A 20768-nucleotide genomic window follows, 5' to 3' on the forward strand; every position below is an offset into this window, starting at 1 on the left:
CCCCTGGGTGGCGGGCCGGCCCACGGTGCAGCGGGACAGGACGATCCCGGCAAGGACCTCGCCGCGGACCTCAGACCGTGGAGAAGTAGTCGAACTCCACGCCCTGGCCGTCGAGGGCCGTGCGCAGCTCGGCCAGGGCCATGGTCACCGCGGCGCCCACCGCGGGCACCCGACAGTCGGCCGACAGCTCCTTCAGGGTCGTGTAGGCGCCGAGCAGCTGCGCCTCCTGCTCAGGGCTGAGAAACGAGTGCGCGTTCGTCACGGAGCCTCGCCGCCTTCCATTCCTGCCGGGGCAGAGTGCCCTCGGGGGCCAGCTCCACCTCGGGCCGTATCCCGATCTCCCGCTTGAACTCCTCGGCGATGCGCCGGGCCAGCGTGGTCACGTCGCCGCCCGGCACCTGTCGCGGCTCCACCCGAACGAAAACGGTGTCCAGGCCGCGCACCGAGCTGATGGACGTCGAGAACTCGCTGACCTCGTCGAAGCCGCGGACCACGTCCTCGATCATCACCGGAGTGACCGACACCCCGCGGATCTTGCGCATGTCGTCGACCCGCCGGATGATCCCGCCGTCGTAGAAGTCCCAGGTCCTGCCGCAGCCGCAGGCGGAGGCGGGCCGCTTGACGACCACGTCCTCGGTCCAGTGCCGGAACAGCTGCATGCCCTCGCGGGACAGCCCGGTGGTGACCCGCACCCCCTCCTCGCCGTAGCCGACCGGCAGCCTGGTCTCGGGGTGCAGCACCTCCTCGATCGTCGAGGGCTCGATGATGTGGCAGGCGCCCCGGCGCGAGGGGCACTCGAACATGAAGACGCCGCCGAACTCGGTGGTGCCCGCGGCGTTGAAGACGCGAGCCCCGAAAGCCTCCTCGATGGTGCGCGTGGTGAACTTCGACCGGGGCTCGGCGCCCGCCAGAATGATCTTGACGTTCGCCTCCTTCGCCAGGTCGATGCCCATCTCGCGGGCCGTCTCGATCAGGCGCATCGCATAGCTCGGGGTGAGCCCGACGACCTCGATGCCGTAGTCCACGAGGAGCTTGATCCGCGTCCGCGAGTCCAGGCCGCCGGCGGGGACGACCGTGCAGCCCATTCGCTCCAGGCCGTAGTGCATCCCCCAGAAGCCCATGAACAGGCCGTATCCGAAGGCGACCATGCCCTTGTGGTGCGGGCGCACGCCCATCGCGTACAGCGCCGTGCAGAAGGTGTCCGTCGACCAGGTCCAGTCGCCCGCCGTGTCGATGGTGCGCACCGGCGGATTGCCGCTGGTGCCGCTGGTCTGGTGGTGGCGGATGCCACGGGCCGGGTCGATCGACGGCCAGATGCCGTACGGCGGCGCCTGCTGCTCGGCGGCGAGCAGGTCCGCCTTGTGCAGCAGGGGTACGCGCCGGGCGTAGTCCTCCATCGAGGTGATGTCGCCGGGCAGTCGGTCACGCCAGAAGGGCGAGCGGGCGCGGGCGTGGTGGAGCGCCCGTTGTAGCCTGCGCCACTGCCATGCCTCGAGCTCGTGGCGCGGCATGGTCTCTGCCTTGGGGTTCCAGTACTCCACTTCGCCTCCGTCGCCGGTGTGGTCCCCCCGGATCCTCGTCGGCGCGCGCCCGCCGCCGCATCTCCTGGTGTGCTCACCAGGGGCGCCGGGGGCGCGAGGGCGGCCGGGTCAGTCGGCGGTGATCACCACCTTGCCGATGTGGCCGGCGGCCTCGAGGTACCGGAATGCGGCCCCGGCCTCCGAGAACGGGAACTCCCGGTCGATCACCGGCCGGATGCGCCGCTGTTCCAGGGCGCGGTTCATGGCCCGGAACATCTCCGCGCTGCCGACCTGGACGCCCTGCACGCACAGCACCTTGCGCAGCAGGGGAACAGGGCTGATCCCGGCCCCGCCGCCGAGCACGCCGATGACGCTGATCCGGCCGCCGACCCGGGCCGCCGTGATCGACTGGCGCATGGTGCCCGCCCCGCCGACCTCGACGACGTGGTCGACGCCGCCGCCGCTCAGCCCGGCCGCGCGCAGGCCCCACTCGGGTTCCCGGGCGTGGTCGATCACCTCGGCCGCCCCTAGCTCGCGCAGCCGCTCCAGCTTGGCCGGGCTGCCGGAGGTCGAGATCACCCGCGCGCCGCCCGCCGCGGCGAACTGCAGCGCGAACACCGACACGCCGCCGCTGCCCAGGGTGAGCACCGTCTGGCCGGGGTGCAGCCCGCCGACCTCCACGACCGCCTGCCACGCGGTGAGCGCGGCGCACGGCAGGGTGGCGGCCTCGGCGAGGTCGAGATGGGCGGGGACGGCGACGACCGCCTCCTCGTCGAAGACCACGTACTCGGCGAGGACCCCGTCGACGGACCCGCCGAGCGCCCGGTCGACCCGGGGGCGCCCCGAGCGCCAGTCGGGCAGGAACAGTCCGGCGACCGCGTCCCCGGGCCGCCAGGCGGTGACCTCCGAGCCTGTCTCGACGACCTCGCCCGCTCCGTCCGACAGCGGTACGAGACCGGGCACGATGTCACGGCTGTAGCGTCCGTGCGCGATCAGCAGGTCACGGTGGTTGAGGGACCAGGCCCGCATGCGGACCAGCACCTGGCGCGGTCCGGGCCTGGGGACCTCGCACGTCTCCTCGCGCAGCGAGGCCGGACCGTCGAAGCCGGTGAGCCGGTAGCGCCTCACGCGGCGACGCCGCGGTCCTGCCACGACGGGAACGCCGCGGTCGCGCGCACGAAGTTGTGGATCATGCGCATGCCGCCCTCCGTCCGGATGGACTCCGGGTGGAACTGCACCGACTCCACCGGCAGCGTCCGGTGCCGGAGTCCCATGACGTAGCCGTCGTCCACGGAGGTCGCACTTACTTCCAGGACCGGCGGAAGGCTGTCCTCGACCACCACGAGCGAGTGGTAGCGGGTGGCCCGGAAACCCTCGGGCATGTCCTCGAAGAGGCCGCGGCCGTCGTGGCTGACCCGACTGGTCTTGCCGTGCATCAGGTGCTCCGCAGGGACCACGGACGCCCCGTAGGCCCGCCCGATCGCCTGGTGGCCGAGGCAGACGCCCAGGATGGGCAGCCGGCCCGCGAAGGCGCGCACCATCTCCACGTGCCCGCTGATGTCCGGGTGGCCCGGGCCCGGGCCGAGCAGCAGCGCGTCGGGACGCATCTCCGCCACCTGCTGCTCGCTCATGGTGTGGGACCGCACCATGACCGGATCGGCTCCGGCGGACATCAGGTACTGCCGCAGGATGTCGACGAAGCTGTCGAAGGCGTCCACGACGAGGACCCGGGGTCCGGGGTCCGGCCGCCCGACGCCGCTGTTCAGGGCGGTCACGCTCACAGCAGTCCCTTTCCGGTCACCGCCCAGTAGGCGGCGCTCATCTTCGCTAGCGTCTCGGTCCATTCGCGCTCCGGAACGGAGTCGGCGACCACCCCGGCGGAGGCCCGTGTGCGGTACATGCCGTCCTCGTGGAACAAGGTGCGGATGCACAGGGCGAGGTTGGTGTAGCCGCCGATGTCGATCACGCCGATCGCGCCCGCGTACAGCCCCCGGCGGCTGCGCTCGATCTGCTCGATGATCTCCATGGCCCGGATCTTCGGCGTCCCGGTCATCGTGCCCGCCGGGAACAGCGCGGCGATGATGTCGTAGGTGTCCCGGTCCGGCTCGGCCTCGCCCACCACCGTCGAGACCAGGTGCAGCACGTGGGAGTAGCGCTCGACGATCAGCTCGTCGGGCACTTCCAGAGTGTCCGCGCGGCAGATCCGGCCGATGTCGTTGCGGCACAGGTCCACCAGCATGATGTGCTCGGCGATCTCCTTCTCGTCCGCCAGCAGCCGGGCGCCCGCCGCCTCGTCGTCGCCGTCGCGCGGGACGGTGCCGGCGATCGGACGCATGGTGACGGTGCCATCCTCGACCCGGACGAACAGCTCCGGGCTCGCGCCGAGCACGGTCTGCCCCCGGACGTGTGCCAGGTACATGTACGGCGAGGCGTTGTGCGTGCGCATCCGCTGGTAGACGTCGATCGGATCGACGGCGCTGCGGATGGTCAGCTCGTGGCCGAGTTGCACCTGGTAGATGTCGCCGACGGCGATGTGCTTCAGCGCCCGCTCGACGTCCCGGCGGTACGCGTCGGGATCGGTGTCGTCGGAGGTGGCCGAGGCCGGCACGGGGCCCGCGGGGGGTACCGGGTGGTCCTCCTCGGCCCGCGCGAGCAGCGCCGTCACCTCGGCCGGGTCGAACGCCCGCCAGTGGTCGGACTCGTGCAGGAGGAGCTCCCCCTCGCCGCTGTCGAGGTCGATGACCACACAGCCCTGGTGCAGCACCAGGTGGACGTCGGGCAGCGGGGGCCGCTCGTCGATGACGTACGGCAGGTCCTCGATGTAGCGGACGGTGTCGTAGCCGAAGTAGCCGAGGAAACCGAAGCGGAACCGGTTCGGCGAGCCCTCCGCGTCGAACAGCGCGTGCAGCTCCCGCAGGACCTGCCACAGGTCGCGCCGGGCGCGCAGCCGCAGGCCGCCGGCCGTCTCGTCGAGCAGCGGGGCGATCCGCCGCAGCAGCGCCTCGCGCAGGGACGGTTCGCCGTCGACGCTGACGAAGCTGTCCGTGACGGACAGCGAGAGCAGCTCGCCGAAGCCGACGAACTGGTACTTGCGGTCGCGGTCCGGTCCCGCGGCCGACTCGAGCAGGTAGACCTGCTCCTTGCCGAAGCGGTGAGCGAGCGCCTGGTGCACCGGGAGCGTCGGGTACGACGGCAGGACCTCGCGGCGGGTGGTCACCCGGATCGCGGCGGGCTCCGGCCTGGGGTCGGGCATGGTGGGTCCTCTCCGCTCAGGTGGTGATCGCGTATCGGTGAGCGACCTGACGCGCCACCAGCACCGACGTGTCCAGGGGGCCTCGGTCGTCCAGCACGCGCGCTGCCTTCCAGCTGACGAAGGAGCCGGTGTGGGTCACCGGGTCCAGTTCGTCCTCCACGACGACCGTCGCGTCGAGGCCGGTCAGTGCGCGCAGCCGGGCGGTGACGCCGGCGGTGGTGCCGTCCCGGTCGGGGTGGCCCGGCAGCAGGTCGAGCCGTACGGTGACGCGGTCGCCGCCCGCCTCGTCGCGGTCGATGACGACCTGGTAGCCGAGGCAGCCGGAGACCGTGTCCAGGACGGCGGTCTCGAGCTCGGCGGGCTGGAGCACGGCGTGGCCGAGCCGGATGCGGTCGGCGGCCCTGCCGACCACCTCGACGACGTCGCCGGGCAGCGGGGCGCCGGGCGGCGCCCCGGTGATCCGGACCAGGTCGCCGGTGCGGTAGCGGATCAGCGGTTTGATGCCGTCGACCAGCATCGTCAGCACGAGTTCGCCCTCGCCCCGGGTGCCGAGGAACTCCCCGGTGTCCGGGTCGACCAGCTCGAAGAGGTAGTTGGGCTGGGACAGGTGGAGCTGTCCGGTGTCAGCGCCGGTCGCGATGCACAGCGACTCCTGGGAGCCGTACAGCGTCGGCCGGACCTGGGCGTGCGGCCACACGGTGGCGACGTTGGCGGCGAACTCGGGGGTGCAGATCTCGCCGAGCACGAGGAACAGCTTCACCGGCAGCCGGGCCAGGTCGTAGCCGTAGTGCAGGGCGGCCTTGGCGAGGCTCAGACAGAGCGCGGGGGCACAGACGATCACTTCGACGCCGAGGTCCTCGATCAGGCGCAGCGCCTTCTGGAAGCCGACGCGCGGGGACTCCGGCCAGATCTTGACGTGACAGGCGCCCAGCGCGGCGGTCACCGAGGTGAACACGTCGCCGAAGGCGTACAGCTCCGAGGGCCCCATCAGCCCGACGACGGGCATCCGGTCGCCGAAGTGCGCGCGCAGCACGCGCCGCCAGGACTCCTCCACGGCCGCGTTGCTGGTCGCGATGTCCCGGGCGCCGCGCGGGCAGGGCGTGGACGGCCCGGTGGTGCCGGTCGTCTCGTAGAAGACGGCGGCGTCGGCCGGACTGCCGGAGAGCACGTCGTACATCTCGCGGCGCAGGTCGTCCTTGGTGGTGAAGGGGAGTTCGGCGAGGGTGGCCGGGGTGACCCGGTCGATGTCCGCGCCGGTGAGGTGGCGGCGGTAGAACGGCGAGCGTTCGGTGACGTGCCGCAGGACGGCGGTCAGCCGCTCGGTCTGCCAGCGCTCCCCGTCCTCGTCGGTCAGGGTGCCGTCGTGGAAGGCGCGCAGCACCGGCTCGTACGTCTCCCAGAAGGCGGGCAGGCCCGGGTCACCGGCAGAGAGCGGGACGGTGGTGCTCATCCGGCGTTCACCAGCTCGTTCAGCGGCAGGCCGACCCGCTCGTTGCGGTCGCCGCTGGCCAGCGCGTCACGGCCGGTCAGCTCGCGGTGCTCGCGCAGCAGCCCGATCATGTCGGACATGCGGTCGACGAGGCGCTCGACGTTGCGCAGCCCCTCCTCGTCCTTCGCGGCGTCTCCGCGGTGCAGCGCGTGCACAGTGGCCGGGAAGCCGCTGCCGACCAGGATCATGCGGTTGAGCAGGGCGTTGACGGTCAGCTGGGCCCACACCTCCCCCGCGCTGTAGCGGCGGGCGACGGAGATGATGCCCGCGACCTTGTTGCTCAGCGGACGGTCGAAGCGCAGATAGCCGACCCCGGCCCGCTCGATGAAGGTCTGCATGAGGCTCGCCGTGCCGAAGCCGTGCACCGGGGCGGCGAAGACGATGCCGTCGGCCTCGATCATCCTGCGCACCACGGAGGGGATGTCGTCGCCCACGGCGCAGGCGATCGTGCGATCGTTGCAGTCGCCGCAGGGGCCGCACCGCTCCATCCGGATGTTCCGCAGGTCGACGACCTCGAACTCGACGCCGAGGGTGCGCGCGTGCACCGCCGCGTGTCGGAGCACGTCCGCGGTGTTGCCGTCCCGCTCGGAGCCGTTGATGGCGAGGATCTTCGGTGCTGCGGTCATGGTGATGCCTCCTAGGAATCGGGCGGCGGTGGCGGGGCGGGTAGCGCCGGGCGCTGCCCGGCATCGCGGCGGTACGCGCGCAGTCGGTCGTGACGGGCGCACCGGACCGGTCGTCGGAATCGTCGCGGCTGGGGACAGACCGCGCATCTCCTTGCGTGCTTGTTTGAAGCCTTGCACGACAAGGGAGTTGACGTTCCGTCAGTGGGCATGCCGGAGGGGCGCGACGCGCTCGGCGCCGCGCCCCTCGGGTGTCGTTCTCAGACCTCGGTGCGCTCCGCGGCGGGTGCCTCGGCCGTGGCCTCCACCCCGGCCGGATCCGTCGTGCCGGGCTGCTCCGCCGTGTTCTTCTCCCGGAGCTTGAAGGCGACGGCGACCGCCACGGCGGCCACCGCGGCGGACGCGACCCAGCTGACCGTGTGCAGCGAGCTGGTGAAGGCGTCGCGGGACGCCGTCACCAGGTCCTGGGCGGCGGCGCCGGACAGCTCGCGGGCGGCGGCGGTGCCGCCGGCCACGGTCTCCTGGGCGGCCTCGGCCAGCGGGGCGGGCAGCGAATCCGGGACCTGCCCGGCCATCCCGTCCCGGTAGAACGCGGCGCCCAGGGTGCCGAGGAAGGCGAGACCGAGCGTCGAGCCCAGCACGTTGCTGCTCTCGGACAGCGAGGCCGCGGCGCCCGCCTTCTCCACCGGCACGGCGCCCACCACGAGCCCGGTGCCGAGCGCGAACAGCGGGCCGACGCCGAAGGCGACGAGCGCGATGCAGACGACGACCCCGACGACCGAGCCGTCGCCCCCGACCTGGGTGAGGGCGAGCAGCGCGAGGAAGGAGACGCACAGCCCGCCCACCATCGCGGTCAGCGGCTTCATCCAGCGCAGGAACAGCGGGGCGAGCAGCACACCCGCGGCGATGCCACCGCCCGTCGGGGCCTGCCAGAGCCCCGCCGCGGTCGGGCTCAGCTCCGCCACGGTCACGATGTACTGGCTGGTGAGGAACGAGGTGCCGGCGAAGGCGCCGGAGGCCACGGCCATGCCCGCGAGCGCGAAGGAGAAGGCCGGCCGACCGAACAGTCTCAGGTCCACGAGCGGGTCGGCGAGCGTGCGCTGGCGGCGCAGGAACACCGCGCCCGCGCCGAGCCCGACGGCCAGCGACAGCAGAGCAAGCGGGGCCGAGCTGTGCGCGCCGCCCGCGGCGAGCTCCTTGACGCCGTAGATCACCGGGAGGATCGCGAACAGCGACAGCGCCACGCTGATCAGGTCGAGCGGGCCGCTCGCCCTGCCCGTGCGGTACTCGGGGAGCAGCAGCGGTCCGGCCACCAGCAGTACCACCATCACGGGGACGCCGAGGAGGAAGACCGAGCCCCACCAGAAGTGGTCCAGCATCAGCCCACCGACCAGCGGGCCGACTGCCGCGCCACCGAACTGGCAGGTCGCCCAGAGCGAGATCGCGAGGCCGCGCTCCCGGTCGTTTCTGAACATGTTGCTGATCAGCGCGAGAGTGGAGGGGTTGAGCGTGGCACCGGCGATGCCCAGCAGGGCACGGGCCGCGATCAGCATGCCGGGGCTGCTCGCGTAGGCGGCGAGCAGGGACGCCGCGCCGAACGCGGCGGCACCGATCAGCAGCAGCTTGCGCCGCCCGATCCGGTCACCCAGGTTTCCCATGGTGATGAGGAACCCGGCGAGCATGAACCCGTAGATGTCGGTGATCCACAGCTGCTCGGTGCCGCTGGTGCCCAGGTCATCGCTGAGCTGGGGCAGCGCGAGGAACAGGACGCCGATGTCGAGTGCGATCAGCAGGGTCGGCAGGGCCAGGACGCCGAGCCCGATCCATTCGCGTCGTCCCGCCTTCGCCCCGGCGACGGCCTGGGCTGCGTTCGTCATGACGGATACCTCTCTGTCGACGGGTCCGTTCAGGCTCCGTCGACGGCCTGGGTGACGATCTCGCTGACGCGCTCGAAGGCGCTCGCCTCGGTCGGGTCGAAGCGGTTCTTGGTGAGGGCGAAGGCGACCTTGGTCCGGGTGTCGGCGTAGGCGCCGCTGCCGCCCATGCCCTGGGCGCCGAAGACGTTCAGGGACTGCTGCGGGTCGCCGCCCGGGCGGCCGAGGAAGTAGCCGAGGCCCTTCGGGGACGGCGCGAACACGACCTGGTCGAGGTCGGCGACGGCCACCGCGCTGATCTGCTCCAGGCGCTCCTGCGAGATGAGGCGGACGCCGTCCACCTCTCCCAGCAGAGCCGCGTACATCTTGGCGACGCCGCGGGCGGTCATCGTGCCGCCGGCCGGAATGTCAGAGGCGAGGATGTCGGAGCGGTTGCCGTAGGAGGCGTTGGGCATGATGGCCGGCGGCGCCGCCTTGAGCAGCGGGAAGTCCTCCGGCATGTCACCGAACGCGGCGGGGTCGATCGGCGCGTCCTCCAGGCGGGCCAGCAGGCCCTGCTCGTTCTGCGGGACGCCGAGGTAGAGCTCCTTCTCGATGCCGAGCGGGGCGGAGACCTCCTCGAGCAGCACCTGCGAGATCGGCTTGCCGGTCGCCCGGCGGACGATCTCGCCGAGCAGGTAGCCGAAGGTGACCGCGTGGTAGCCGGTCTGCGTGCCGGGCTCCCACCAGGGCTCGGCGGACGCGACGATGGACGTCATCTTGTCCCAGTCGGTCAGGTCGTCCGGAGTGATGTCGCCCGGCAGACCCGGGACGCCCGCGGAGTGGGTCAGGGCGTGTCCGACCGTCGCGTTCTCCTTGCCGTGCACGCCGAACTCGGGCCACAGCTCGACGATGCGGGTGTCGTAGTCGAAGAGGCCCTTCTCGACCAGCGTGTGCACGACGGTGGCCGTGACGCCCTTGCCGGTGGAGGCGCTCCAGAACGGGGTGTCGGAGGTGACCGGACGGCCGGTCTCCGGGTCGGCGACACCGGAGACGGCGTCGACGACGAGCTCGCCGTCCACGTACACGGCCGCCTGCAGGCCGGTCTCGGCGCCCGACTCGGTCAGCTCGTCCAGCACGGTCTGCACGTGCTTCTGAAGGTCGCTCATGTCTCTCTTTCCTCGTGTGCGTGGTGCGGGGTGGGGGGAAGGGCCGTCAGAGGAGGCCCGACGTGCCGGTCATGGCATCGGGCCGGAACAGCCCGTCCGGGTCGTACGCCAGACGGACGCGGTCCACGGCGGCGATGTCCGCCTCGTCCAGATGGCCCTGCGGCTGGTCGGGACTCTCCACGAACCCAGGCGCGGTGCGACCGGTGTCCCAGGGGGCGAGCGCGGTGCGCAGCCGAGCGCAGCGCTCCCGGATCGCGGGCGCCGGACGCAGGCCGGGGAGTCCCGCGGCCATCACCGCGTAGGCGGCCGGCAGATGGTCGAGGACGCCGCCGCGCGGGTCCGGCTCCGCCAGCGCGCCGCCGAGCTGCCGCAGTTCGGCGGCGACCAGCGGGGACGCGGAGTCCGGTCCGACCGCGCGGAGCAGGGCCTCGGCCCCCTCCCCGCGCAGGTCGCCGACGAGCAGGTGGTCGCCGAGCACCTCCACCGGTCCCGGCGGGTCCTGGTGGGCCCGCGCGACCGCCGGGGTGGCGCCCGGCGCCCAGCTGTCCTCCAGCGGGGCGGCGACGGCGCGCAACGGCCCCAGCAGGTCGTCGGCCTGGCGTCCGGCGGTCGTCAGATCGCCCTCGGCCGGGGCGAGCACCGCACCGGCCACGCACACCACGGGCCCCGAGCGCAGCTCGACCGGGATCTCGGGCACCGGCGGCAGGTTCATGATCCGCAGAGAGGTGGACACCTCGCGCGGCGCGTCGGCGGCCCACTCGAGCCACCGTTCGAGCAGCCGCTCGGCGTGCCGGCCGGCCCAGAAGGCCGCTCCGGTGACCACCCCGGCGGCCGGGAACAGTTCCAGCTCCACACCGGTGACCACACCGAGTCCGCCGCCGCCGCCGCGCAGCGCCCACAGCAGCTCCGGCTCGTGGTCGGCGTCGACCCGGCGCACCTCGCCGTCGGCGGTCACGACCTCGGCGGCCGTCACCCCGTTGGCCGCGATGCCGGTCCTGCGGCCGTACAGGCTCACTCCGCCGCGCAGCAGATAGCCGACGGCGCCGACGGTCGGCGACGTGCCGTGCGCGGCGGCCAGGCCGTGCCCGGCCGCCGCGGCCACCACGTCGGCCCAGCGGGTGCCGGCCGGGATCCAGGCGGTGCGGCGCGCGGGGTCCACCCGGACCCCGCCGCCGAGCTCGGTACGGATCAGCAGCTGGCCGTCCATCGGCCGGGCCGCCCCGGCGGAGTGGCCGGTGGTGTGCACCCGGACCGGCAGGCCGGCGGCACGCCCGTACCGTACGGCCGTGCGCACCTCGCCGACCGTACGGGCGGTCAGCGCCGCCGCCGGGCGGGCCGGCGCGGCCTCGTTGAAGACGGCCGCGGCACGCGCGTACTCCGGCTCGCCGGGCAGCGCGGGCCGGATGCCCGTGGCGGCGGGGGCGGTCACGAGGGGGAGCCTTCGGTGACGCCGAAGCGGACCTTGGCGTACTCGCGGGTGGCGACGCTCTGCAGCAGCACGCCGATCCCGGCGTGGCTGTGCTGGGTCGACATGTCGCGCCAGATCCGCTCGATGCGCTCGCCGGAGCGCACCGCGCTCGACCCGGCGGTCGGGAACAGGTGCCGCTCCACCGCGCCCCAGGCGAGCTTCAGCACCTCGCGGCAGATGGTGGCGAGCCGCAGGTCCTCCTCACGGGTGAAGTCCTCCGGCGCCCTGGCGCACAGCTCCTCCCACTGGCGCACGGCGTGCAGCAGCGCCGCCTCGGCGGTCGCGATCATGCCCGAGGCGTGCCCGTACCAGTACTGGTAGTCGGGGTCCTCGGCGCGCGAGGTCCCGGTGAAGATGGTGGTGCGCGAGCGCATCAGCTCCTCGTACGCGTCCAGCGCGCCCTGCGCCATGCCCACCGCCACGGCGGCCGACTCCAGCAGCATGAAGCTCAGCGGGCCGCCGCCGTACTGCCCGTTGCCGTGCAGCGCCCGGCCGGGCGTGCCGGCGCTGACGTCGACCTCGCTCAGGTGCGTGGCCTCGATCGCGTAGTGCGCCGGCACCCGCCCGCCCCGGAAGGAGACGCTGTGCGAGCCGCTGCCCTTCAGACCGAGCTGGCGGCCCCAGTCGTCCAGCATCGTCCACTCGGAGCGCGGGGCGACGAACAGCAGCAGCCTCGGTTCCGCGCCCTCGCCGGACTCCTCGTCCTCGATGACGGTGTGTCCGATGAAATGCGTGGCGTAGGGGGCCCCGGAGCAGTAGGGGAAGGTGCCGTCGATGATCCAGCCGCCGTCGGGGGCACGCCGCGCGGTGCCGGCCGGGGTGATGGTCGCCGGGCTGATGAAGTCCCCGTCGGCGAACAGCTCGGCCTGCGTGGGCTCCTCGAAGAGCGAGGCGACGGCGAGGGAGTGCGCCGCGCCCAGGCAGTACATCCAGCCCGTCGACGGGCAGCCCCGGGACAGGGCCATCGTGACCCTGAGGAAGGTCTCGGCGCCGAACTCGTACCCGCCGTACCTGCGGGGCACCAGGATCCGGTAGAGACCGGCCCGCGCGAACTCCTCGTGGATGTCGGTCGCGTAGTAGGTGCGCTGCTCGGTCTCCGCCTGCCGGGCCACGAGGCCGGATGCGAGCCGCTCGGCGCGGCGCACCACCTCCTCGGGGGTGAGGCCCGGCTCCGGCGGCGCGACGCCGGAGCCCGGGACGTCCGTGGCGACGAGGGTGGTCATGGGTGTCCGTGTCCTTCCCGTGGTGAGACGTCAGGCCTGGCTGTGCGGAGCGATGTTGGCGTTGCGGGAGAACACGTTCTCCGGGTCGTAGGCGTCCTTGACCGCCCGCAGCCGCTCGTACGTCTCCGGCGGGTAGACGGCGGCCAGGTCGTCGGCGTCCAGCTCGCTGAGGAAGCCGCTGTAGGCGCCCTCGGTGAACGGGGCGAGCGCCGACCAGAACGCGGTCAGCTCCGGCAGGGCGGCCTCGTTGTCGGCGCGCGGGCCGAGCTTGGCCGTGTTCACCAGGACCTCCGCGTCGCGGTGCCCGAACGCGGTGGCGTCGGCCGGCACCCGGCCCAGCGCACCGCCCAGGCTGCGCAGTTCCACGAAGAGGTTGTCGAAGGCGGCCGCACCGGTGAGCAGGGTGTCGACCAGCTCGTCGGAGCACTCGCGCGCGAAGCGGTTGCGCACCATCGGCTCCCAGTCCGGCGGGAGCTCGCCCGCCTGGTCGAGCACGTCCAGGTAGGCGACCAGGTTGATGTCCTTGCTCTCCACCGTGCCCAGTTCGAGCAGCGGGGCGATGGCCGCGCCCGCGGCGGCGGCGTCGTCGCCCGCGTAGCAGACCAGGATGTTCACCGGCGCCGGGTCACCGCCGAACGACGGGAACAGCTGCACGTGCGAGGTCAGCTCCTCGGGCGCCTCGCGCAGTGCGCGGGCCCAGCCCTTCACCACCGAGGCCGCCTCGGCCGCGGGGTAGACGATCGAGCCGAAGTGCACCTTCGGCAGCGACTTGGCGGCCACCTCGAAGGAGGTCACCACGCCGAAGTTGCCGCCGCCGCCGCGCAGTCCCCAGAACAGGTCGGCGTGCTCGTCGGCGGAGGCGCGCAGCACCCGGCCGTCCGCGGTGACGACCTCGGCCGCCACCAGGTGGTCGATCGCGAGACCGGTGGAACGCACCGTCCAGCCGATGCCGCCGCCGACCAGCAGGCCGCCCACGCCCACCTGGTCGGTGTCGCCGGAGGAGAAGGACAGTCCGTGCTCCGTCAGCACCCGGGCCACCTGACCCCACTGCGCGCCGGGGCCGATGCGGACCAGGCCGCGCCCGGCGTCGAGGACCTCCACGCCGTTCAGCGGCGAGACGTCGACGACCAGGCCGCCGATGTCGGTGCTCAGCCCCGCGTTGCTGTGGCCGCCGCTGCGCACCGAGACGCGCAGGCCCTGCTCGCGCGCGAACGCGAGGGCCAGGCGCACGTCCTCGGTGCCGTGACAGCGGACGACGACGTCCGGCCGTCCCTTGTGGACGAAGATGTCCTTCACGTCGTCGTAGGCCGCGTCGCCCGGCAGGACGACCTCGCCGGTGACGGACTCGGCCAGGGCGGTCGCCGCAGCGCTGTTCATGGGGTCTCCCGTGGTGGTTCGAGGTGAACGTGGTCGCGTCCCGGCAGGGACGACCGGGTCAGTGGTGGAACTCGCCGCCGTTGACGTCCAGGCACTGCCCGGTGACGGCCCGGGACAGGTCGGACAGCAGGAACAGGACGCTGTCGGCGATCTCCTGCGGCTCGGGCAGCCTGCGCAGGTCGAGACCGGCCGCGACCTCGTCGTACACCTGCTGCTCGGGGACCCCGCGCTCGCCGGCGAGGTGGGCGAAGTAGCCCTGGAGGGCGGGCGCCCAGATGTATCCGGGAGCGACCGTGTTGACGCGGACGCCCTGCGGGCCGATTTCGCTCGACAGGCTCTGGGCGAGCGCCAGCAGGCTCGCCTTCGCCATCTTGTACGTGCCGAAGAGCGGCTTGGAGTGCCGGATCGCGACCGAGTTGATCATGACGACGGAGCCCTTGGCCTCGGCGAGCGCCGGGGCGAACAGCCGGGTCAGCCGCAGCGCCGCGTACACGTTGGTCTCGAAGCCGGAGCGGATGTCGTCGATCGCCACGTCGGCGAGCGGCGCCATCGGGGGCACCGCGAAGGCGTTGTTGACCAGCCCGTCCACCCGGCCGAAGGTGTCCACGGCCGCCTTGACCAGCGCCCCGACGGCGGCCTCGTCGGTGATGTCGGTCGGTACGGCGAGGGCGCGCCGGCCGGTCTCCTCGACGGCCGCGGCGGTCTCCTCCAGCACGGAGGAGGTCCGCGCCGCGAGCACGACGTCGGCGCCCGCCCGCGCGGCGCCCAGCGCCAGCGCCCGGCCGAGGCCGGGACCGACACCGGACACCACCACGACCTTGTTCTTCAGCAGTTCGCTCACTTCGATCCCTGTTCCTTGTTCCTTCTGCCCCTCGGGTCGCCGGCGGCGGGCGCTCAGACGATTTCCTTCAGCGGACGGTCGGCGGTGCGGTTCAGCCACCACTGGACGAGGAAGAGGTTGATGACCCAGCCGAGCCACGGCGCGGTGCCGACGACCTGCCCCCAGATCGTCTGGTTCTGCACGCCGAGGCTCATCAGCAGGACGACGAAGACCCGGCCCCACACGATGTTGATGGCGAAGGCGAAGCTGTAGAGCATCCACATCCGGTGCGCCTGGATGCGCCCCTGCACCGCGCGGGTGAAGCCCATGCCGGTGGTGAACAGCCACAGCACGCCGCCGAGAGTGGTGCCGACCGAGGGGCCCATCGACAGCGGGGTGATGAAGAAGGCGAGCAGCGCGGAGGGCAGGACGCCCGCGAACACGTAGGCCCGGCCGATCAGCCGGTGCGCGGCGGGGTGGCGGCGGCGCAGCCACGGCCACAGCTGGAGCACGACCGTCACCAGCGCGATCGTGCCGGTGGCGATGTGGGCGACCAGCATCGGGTAGTGCTGCGGGGCATCGGGCCGGATGGGTATGAGCGACGCCTTCGGGTCCAGGCCCAGGTACGGCGGCCACACGAAGCTGAGGAACGCGAACACCACGACGCCGAGCGGCAGCACCCACGGGCGCCGCCACCACACCGGGGTGGCGGACCGCTTGGCCGCGGGGCGCGGCTCCACCATGTCCGGAGCCGGTCTCGTACGGGGAGCCGTGTCCAGGTTCTGCGCCACTGTGTTTCCTCCAGAGAAAGGTCCTGTGCGGGCCGGGTTGATCAGCCGACCCGGAAGCGGTGCGGCCCGCGCTGCCCGGGTACCAGGCCGAGGCAGTGGGCGTTGTGGTCGTCGAGGAGGCGCTGCGCCTCGGATCTGGCGAGGGCGAACCGCTCGGAGGGGTCGGCGCCCGCCGTGAGCACGTCGTGCATCGCCGCGGTCAGCGTGTCCTGGATCCCGACGAAGTCGCCGACCAGCGCGCCGTTCGCGGCGGTCGCGCGCTCGCCCGCGGCGAGCTGGTCGAGGGCGACCCGGTGGTGGGGGTTCACCTCGAACCAGCCCTCCTCCTCCAGGAGGGCCCGGGCGGACTCGGTGACGGGGATGAAGCCGCTCGTCTTGTGGCGTTCGGCGGCGTTGCGCGGGGTCAGGAAGGTCAGGAGGAAGGCGAGCGCGGCGTCACGGGCCGCGGGTGCGAGCCCGGACGCGAGCCACAGCGAGTCGCCCCCGATGACGTTGCCCGCGTAGGGCGCCTCGGCGCTGTACGGCATGGGCGCCGCCACGACCTCGAAGCCCCCGTCACGGCCCGCCTGCACCATCCGGTCGGCCTCCACGGAGGTGCTGAGCACGAACGCGACCCGCTGCTCGGCGAACGCACGGTAGTTGCGTTCCCACGCCGGGTAGGTGTCGTCACCCGCCGACCGCAGGCCGGAGTAGAGGTAGTGGCCGTCCGCGTGCAGCCCCTGCCACCAGCGGGCGAAGCGCAGCACTGCGGGCGAGTCGGCCTCGACGGCGGTGGCGCGCTCCGTCCGCCCGTTGCCGGGCGTGGCGAGCAGGGCGCCCTGCTGGGCGACCGCCTGCTGGAACAGCCAGCCGTGGTTGGGCCAGGTCACTCCGTGCGAGGGCCCGCCGTCCAGGCGCGCCACCGCCTCGCAGGCGGCGGTCAGCTCCTCCCAGGTGAGGGGCACGGAGCGCACGCCGGCGGCTTCCAGCACGGTGGTGTTGGCGTACAGCAGGGTCGTCGACGTCAGAGGCGGGAGGGCGAAGAGCCCCTCGCCGTCGAAGGTGTAGTAGTCGCGGGCGGCCGGCACCAGGTCGTCGAGGCGCACCGGCACGCCGAGGATCCTGTCGCGGCCGTCGATGGCCCGCTCCACGGAGGTGAACAGCGGCGAGCCGTCGGCCGCGAGCAGGTCGCGGGAGAGCTGCGTCGAGGTGTAGAAGCTCTGCACGATGGCCGGCGGACGCCCCTCGCGGGCGGCGCGGGCCACCTCCTCGGGGAGCTTCAGGTGGTCGACCCCGCGGACCTCTACCCGCACCCCGGGGTGGGTCCGCTCGAACTCCTCGGCCAGTTCCCTGGTCTCGCTCAGAAACAGCGGAACGACCGGGTAGTCGTTGAGCCAGACGTCGAGAACGACCTGGTCGGGCATGGGGTTCGGCCTCCGCTCGGGGGAACTGCGAAAGACAGTCGGCGCTCATTCTTCGCGAGCGGAACGAGCCCTGCATCTTCTGCCGTGCTCTCAAGGCGGCAATCTGGGATAAGGCCCCGCAGGGGCCGCGGTGCCAGACTCGCTGCCCTGGGCGAGGAGAGGAACACCATGGCTGAAGAGCGCCGCAGGACACGCCCGTTCACCGGCGATGAGTACGTGGAGAGCCTGCGCGACGGCCGCGAGGTCTACATCTACGGGGACAAGGTCAAGGACGTCACGACGCATCCGGCCTTCCACAACCCGATCCGGATGACCGCCCGCCTCTACGACGCGCTGCACGACCCGAAGCGCCAGCCGGTCCTCACCGCCCCCACCGACACCGGAAGCGACGGCTACACGCACCGCTTCTTCACCACGCCCCGCTCGGTCGACGACCTCGTCGCCGACCAGAAGGCCATCGCCGAGTGGTCCCGTCTCAGCTACGGCTGGATGGGCCGCAGCCCCGACTACAAGGCGTCGTTCCTCGGCACGCTCGGGGCGAACGCGGACTTCTACGGCCCGTTCGCGGACAACGCACGGCGCTGGTACCGGGAGTCGCAGGAGAAGGTCCTCTACTGGAACCACGCGATCGTCCACCCGCCGGTCGACCGCAACCTCCCCCCGGACCAGGTCAAGGACGTGTTCGTGCACGTCGAGAAGGAGACCGACGCCGGACTGGTGGTCAGCGGCGCCAAGGTGGTGGCGACCGGCTCGGCGCTCACCCACTACAACTTCATCGCCCACTACGGGCTGCCGGTCAAGGAACGTGAATTCGCGCTGGTCGCGACCGTTCCGATGGACGCGCCCGGGCTCAAGCTGATCTGCCGCCCGTCCTACTCCGCCACGGCCGCCCTGGCCGGCACCCCCTTCGACTACCCGCTGAGCTCGCGCCTCGACGAGAACGACACGATCCTCGTCATGGACAAGGTGCTCATCCCCTGGGAGAACGTCTTCATCTACGGGGACCTGGGCAAGGTCCAGATGTTCACCGCCAAGTCCGGCTTCCCCGAGCGGTTCACCTTCCACGGCTGCACCCGCCTCGCGGTGAAGCTGGAGTTCCTCGCCGGGCTCCTCGCCAAGGCCCTGGAGGTCACCGGCACCAGTGAGTTCCGCGGCGTGCAGAGCCGCCTCGGCGAGGTGCTCGCCTGGCGCAACCTGTTCTGGGGGCTCTCCGACGCCGCCGCACGCAACCCCGTGGAGTGGAAGAACGGCGCCCTGCTGCCCAACCCCGAGTACGGCATGGCCTACCGCTGGTTCATGCAGATCGGCTATCCGCGCATCAAGGAGATCGTCCAGCAGGATGTCGCGAGCGGCCTGATCTACGTCAATTCCAGCGCCGACGACTTCGCCAACCCCGAGATCCGCCCCTACCTCGACAAGTACGTGCGCGGCTCGGGCGGCACGGACGCCGAGGGGCGCATCAAGGTCATGAAGCTGCTGTGGGACGCGGTGGGCACCGAATTCGGCGGCCGCCACGAGCTGTACGAGCGCAATTACGCGGGCAGCCACGAGAACACCCGTGTGGAGCTGCTCCTCTCCCAGACCATCAGCGGCCAATTGGACCAGTACAAGAGCTTCGTCGACGATTGCATGAGCGAGTACGACCTGGACGGCTGGACCGTCCCGGACCTCTCCTCCTTCGACGAGCTCAGGAAGACCAGGAACGAAGCGTTCCGTGACTGAGGAGAACACACCCGTGACGAACAGTGTCGAGGAGACCGCCACCCGCATCTGGACGGACATCCTGCGTCCGGCCACGGGCCAGGAGGACCGCACCTTCTTCGCCCTCGGCGGCCAGTCGGTCTCCGCCGTACGGATCGTGGCCCGGGTCGAGTCGGACCTCGGCGTCGAGCTCGACATCCGCGTGCTGTTCGAGGACCCGGACCTGGCCGCGTTCCAGCAGGCCGTCGTCGAGGCCGTCGAAGCGGCGGCGGAGAGCAGGGCCGCGTGACCGTCGCCGACCTCGCGCCGGCCGAAGGGTTCCCGCTCGCGGTCCAGCAGGAGTTCCTGTGCCTGTGGGACAAGGGCGACGACATGGGACCGTTCGGCCCTCGCTTCCACATCGTCGACGGCTGGCGGGTGAGCGGCCGCGTCGACACCGCGCTGCTGCAGGCCGCCCTCGACGACGTCGTCGTCCGGCACGAGGCGCTGCGCACCACCGTCGTCCGGGACGCCGAGCCGCGCCACCAGCGGATCCTCGCCCCCGCGCCCGTGCCCCTGGAGGTCCGGGAGCTGCCCTCGACCGACCCGGCCGACGAGGAGGCCCGCCACCTCGCCGGCGAGGAGCTGCTCAACGAACTCGCCGCCGACACCATCGGCGTCCGCCGCATGCCGCTGCTGCGCGCGGTTCTCGGCCGCTTCGACGACGAGGACGCCGTCCTCGCACTGATCGCCCACCACACCGCCGTCGACGCCTGGTCGATGCAGGTCATCCTGCGCGACCTCGCCGTTCTCTACGCCCGGCACGCCGGAGCCGACCTGCCGCCGCTCGCCCCCGCGCCGCAGTACCGCGAGTACGCGCACTGGCAGCGCTCCGACGAGGCCCGCGAGGCCGAGCGGTCCGCCCGTGCCTTCTGGCGGACCAGGCTCGACGGCGCCCGAGTCCTCGCGCTGCCCACCGACCGCACCCGCAGCGAGGCACCGGAGTTCTCCACCGCCTGGCACCGGTTCGGCTGGGGCACCCGGCTGCGCGAGCAGGTGACGACGCTGGCCGCGGACACCCGCAGCTCGACCTTCATCGTGCTGCTCGCCGCCTTCAACGTCTTCCTCAACCGGCAGACCGGCGACACCGACGTCGTGGTGCCCACCTTCACACCGGGCCGTTCCCAGGCCCGCTTCCAGGACGCCGTCGGCTCCTTCTTCAACTTCCTGCCGCTGCGCACCGACCTGACCGGCTGCGCCACCTTCCACGACGTGCTCGCCCGCACCCGCGAGAGCTGCCTGGACGCCTACACCCGGGAGATCCCGCTGGCGCACGTCCTGGACGAGGCGCCCGAGCTCATGGCCCGGGTCGGCGTCGACGGCCTGGCGTCCTGCGTGTTCCAGGTCATCCAGACCCCGTTCACGATGGCGGGGGAGCGGATCGGACCGCTCGCCTACCAGGCCGTGCGCCGCAAGGTGCTCTCGCAGAGCGTCGGCTCGGACATCCCCGACGGCACCCTGCTCTGCCTGGAGGTCTCCCCGACCGGAGAGCTCATCGGCGAGCTCGGCTTCAGTAGCAACCTCTACGACGAGAACACGGTCCGGCGCCTGGTCGCCGACTTCCGCGACGTCCTGAGCGAGCTGGTGGCCGACCCCGGCGCCCCGCTGCCGGCCCCCACCGATTTCCCCTCAGCCCCGAACCAGGAGTGACGACAGGTGAAGTTCCTGCTCATCATGCACATGAACCCCGTCCTGTGGGACAAGCTCTCCGAAGAGGAGCAGCAGGAGGTGTTCGACGGCCACGACCGCTTCCAGGAGATCATCCGCGGCAGCGGTGAGATGGTCGGCACCAAGGCCCTCGACGCCCCCGTGAACACCGCCACCGTCACCGTCAGGGACGGCGCGGTGCAGTCCGTCGAAGGACCGTATGTGCCGGGCGAATCGTTCCTGTGCGGCTACTACGTCGTCGACGTCGCCTCCAAGGAGCGCGCCGTCGAACTCGCGGCGCTCATCCCCGACGCGAAGCTGACCGCCGTGGAGGTCCGCGAGGTCGTCCACGACGACGGCGCCGAGTAACTCCCGCCGGAGACGACGAGGGG

Annotated in this window: 19 protein-coding genes; 4 read left to right on the plus strand and 15 right to left on the minus strand. The window is 72.2% G+C overall.

Annotation, left to right across the window (positions count from 1 at the left end; translation table 11 throughout):
• Positions 1-70 precede the first annotated feature (70 nt).
• The 15 genes from ACFW2Y_RS24755 to ACFW2Y_RS24825 all read right to left on the minus strand — a co-directional run bounded on the left by ACFW2Y_RS24755 (position 71) and on the right by ACFW2Y_RS24825 (position 16989).
• A complete protein-coding gene (locus tag ACFW2Y_RS24755) occupies positions 71-262 on the minus strand; it encodes a DUF6052 family protein (RefSeq protein ID WP_384883212.1) in 192 nt (63 codons plus the stop codon).
• Positions 231-1541, minus strand: coding sequence for a phenylacetate--CoA ligase family protein (locus tag ACFW2Y_RS24760; RefSeq protein ID WP_384883215.1), 1311 nt, complete (start codon positions 1539-1541; stop codon positions 231-233). Before ACFW2Y_RS24760 ends, ACFW2Y_RS24755 begins: the two co-directional genes overlap by 32 nt.
• A 108-nt stretch (positions 1542-1649) precedes the next feature.
• On the minus strand, positions 1650-2648 hold the full coding sequence (locus tag ACFW2Y_RS24765) for an NAD(P)-dependent alcohol dehydrogenase (RefSeq protein WP_384883218.1): 999 nt from the start codon (positions 2646-2648) through the stop codon (positions 1650-1652).
• A complete protein-coding gene (locus ACFW2Y_RS24770) occupies positions 2645-3301 on the minus strand; it encodes an anthranilate synthase component II (RefSeq protein ID WP_384883220.1) in 657 nt (218 codons plus the stop codon). The genes ACFW2Y_RS24765 and ACFW2Y_RS24770 overlap by 4 nt, the downstream gene beginning before the upstream one ends.
• Complete coding sequence (locus ACFW2Y_RS24775; protein WP_384883223.1) at positions 3298-4773, minus strand: anthranilate synthase component I family protein; 1476 nt, start codon at positions 4771-4773, stop codon at positions 3298-3300. Before ACFW2Y_RS24775 ends, ACFW2Y_RS24770 begins: the two co-directional genes overlap by 4 nt.
• A 16-nt stretch (positions 4774-4789) precedes the next feature.
• Positions 4790-6223, minus strand: coding sequence for a phenylacetate--CoA ligase family protein (locus ACFW2Y_RS24780; RefSeq protein WP_384883226.1), 1434 nt, complete (start codon positions 6221-6223; stop codon positions 4790-4792).
• Positions 6220-6888 (minus strand): flavodoxin family protein, encoded by a 669-nt coding sequence (locus ACFW2Y_RS24785; RefSeq protein WP_384883229.1) that lies wholly within the window; start codon positions 6886-6888, stop codon positions 6220-6222. The genes ACFW2Y_RS24780 and ACFW2Y_RS24785 overlap by 4 nt, the downstream gene beginning before the upstream one ends.
• 257 nt (positions 6889-7145) lie before the next feature.
• Positions 7146-8762 carry an MFS transporter gene (locus ACFW2Y_RS24790; RefSeq protein WP_384883232.1) on the minus strand — a complete coding sequence of 539 codons (1617 nt, stop codon included), beginning with the start codon at positions 8760-8762 and terminating at the stop codon, positions 7146-7148.
• Between the two features lie 29 nt (positions 8763-8791).
• Entirely contained in the window at positions 8792-9907 is a 1116-nt protein-coding gene (locus ACFW2Y_RS24795; RefSeq protein ID WP_384883234.1) for a serine hydrolase domain-containing protein, read from the minus strand.
• 46 nt (positions 9908-9953) lie between these two features.
• Positions 9954-11336: an FAD-binding protein gene (locus ACFW2Y_RS24800; RefSeq protein WP_384883237.1), complete on the minus strand. Its 1383-nt coding sequence runs from the start codon at positions 11334-11336 to the stop codon at positions 9954-9956.
• Positions 11333-12598 (minus strand): acyl-CoA dehydrogenase family protein, encoded by a 1266-nt coding sequence (locus tag ACFW2Y_RS24805; RefSeq protein ID WP_384883240.1) that lies wholly within the window; start codon positions 12596-12598, stop codon positions 11333-11335. Before ACFW2Y_RS24805 ends, ACFW2Y_RS24800 begins: the two co-directional genes overlap by 4 nt.
• A gap of 30 nt (positions 12599-12628) precedes the next feature.
• Complete coding sequence (locus tag ACFW2Y_RS24810; RefSeq protein ID WP_384883242.1) at positions 12629-13975, minus strand: FAD-binding oxidoreductase; 1347 nt, start codon at positions 13973-13975, stop codon at positions 12629-12631.
• 58 nt (positions 13976-14033) lie between these two features.
• Positions 14034-14816, minus strand: a complete 783-nt coding sequence (locus ACFW2Y_RS24815) for an SDR family oxidoreductase (protein ID WP_384883245.1) — start codon at positions 14814-14816, stop codon at positions 14034-14036.
• A gap of 53 nt (positions 14817-14869) precedes the next feature.
• Positions 14870-15586 (minus strand): DUF2306 domain-containing protein, encoded by a 717-nt coding sequence (locus ACFW2Y_RS24820; RefSeq protein ID WP_384883247.1) that lies wholly within the window; start codon positions 15584-15586, stop codon positions 14870-14872.
• A gap of 41 nt (positions 15587-15627) precedes the next feature.
• Positions 15628-16989, minus strand: a complete 1362-nt coding sequence (locus ACFW2Y_RS24825; protein ID WP_384883250.1) for an extracellular solute-binding protein — start codon at positions 16987-16989, stop codon at positions 15628-15630.
• A gap of 168 nt (positions 16990-17157) precedes the next feature.
• On the opposite strand from ACFW2Y_RS24825, the gene ACFW2Y_RS24830 reads away from it, so the two are divergent.
• From ACFW2Y_RS24830 to ACFW2Y_RS24845, 4 genes are read left to right on the plus strand one after another with little or no spacing between them, the layout of a single operon-like run.
• Positions 17158-18711, plus strand: a complete 1554-nt coding sequence (locus tag ACFW2Y_RS24830; protein WP_384883253.1) for a 4-hydroxyphenylacetate 3-hydroxylase family protein — start codon at positions 17158-17160, stop codon at positions 18709-18711.
• 13 nt (positions 18712-18724) lie between these two features.
• Entirely contained in the window at positions 18725-18979 is a 255-nt protein-coding gene (locus ACFW2Y_RS24835) for a phosphopantetheine-binding protein (RefSeq protein ID WP_384883255.1), read from the plus strand.
• Positions 18976-20379, plus strand: coding sequence for a condensation domain-containing protein (locus ACFW2Y_RS24840; protein ID WP_384883258.1), 1404 nt, complete (start codon positions 18976-18978; stop codon positions 20377-20379). Before ACFW2Y_RS24835 ends, ACFW2Y_RS24840 begins: the two co-directional genes overlap by 4 nt.
• 6 nt (positions 20380-20385) lie before the next feature.
• Positions 20386-20745: a YciI family protein gene (locus ACFW2Y_RS24845; protein WP_200428854.1), complete on the plus strand. Its 360-nt coding sequence runs from the start codon at positions 20386-20388 to the stop codon at positions 20743-20745.
• The last annotated feature ends 23 nt before the right edge of the window (positions 20746-20768 follow it).

This window comes from Streptomyces sp. NPDC058877, from assembly GCF_042742855.1.
Lineage (GTDB): Bacteria > Actinomycetota > Actinomycetes > Streptomycetales > Streptomycetaceae > Streptomyces.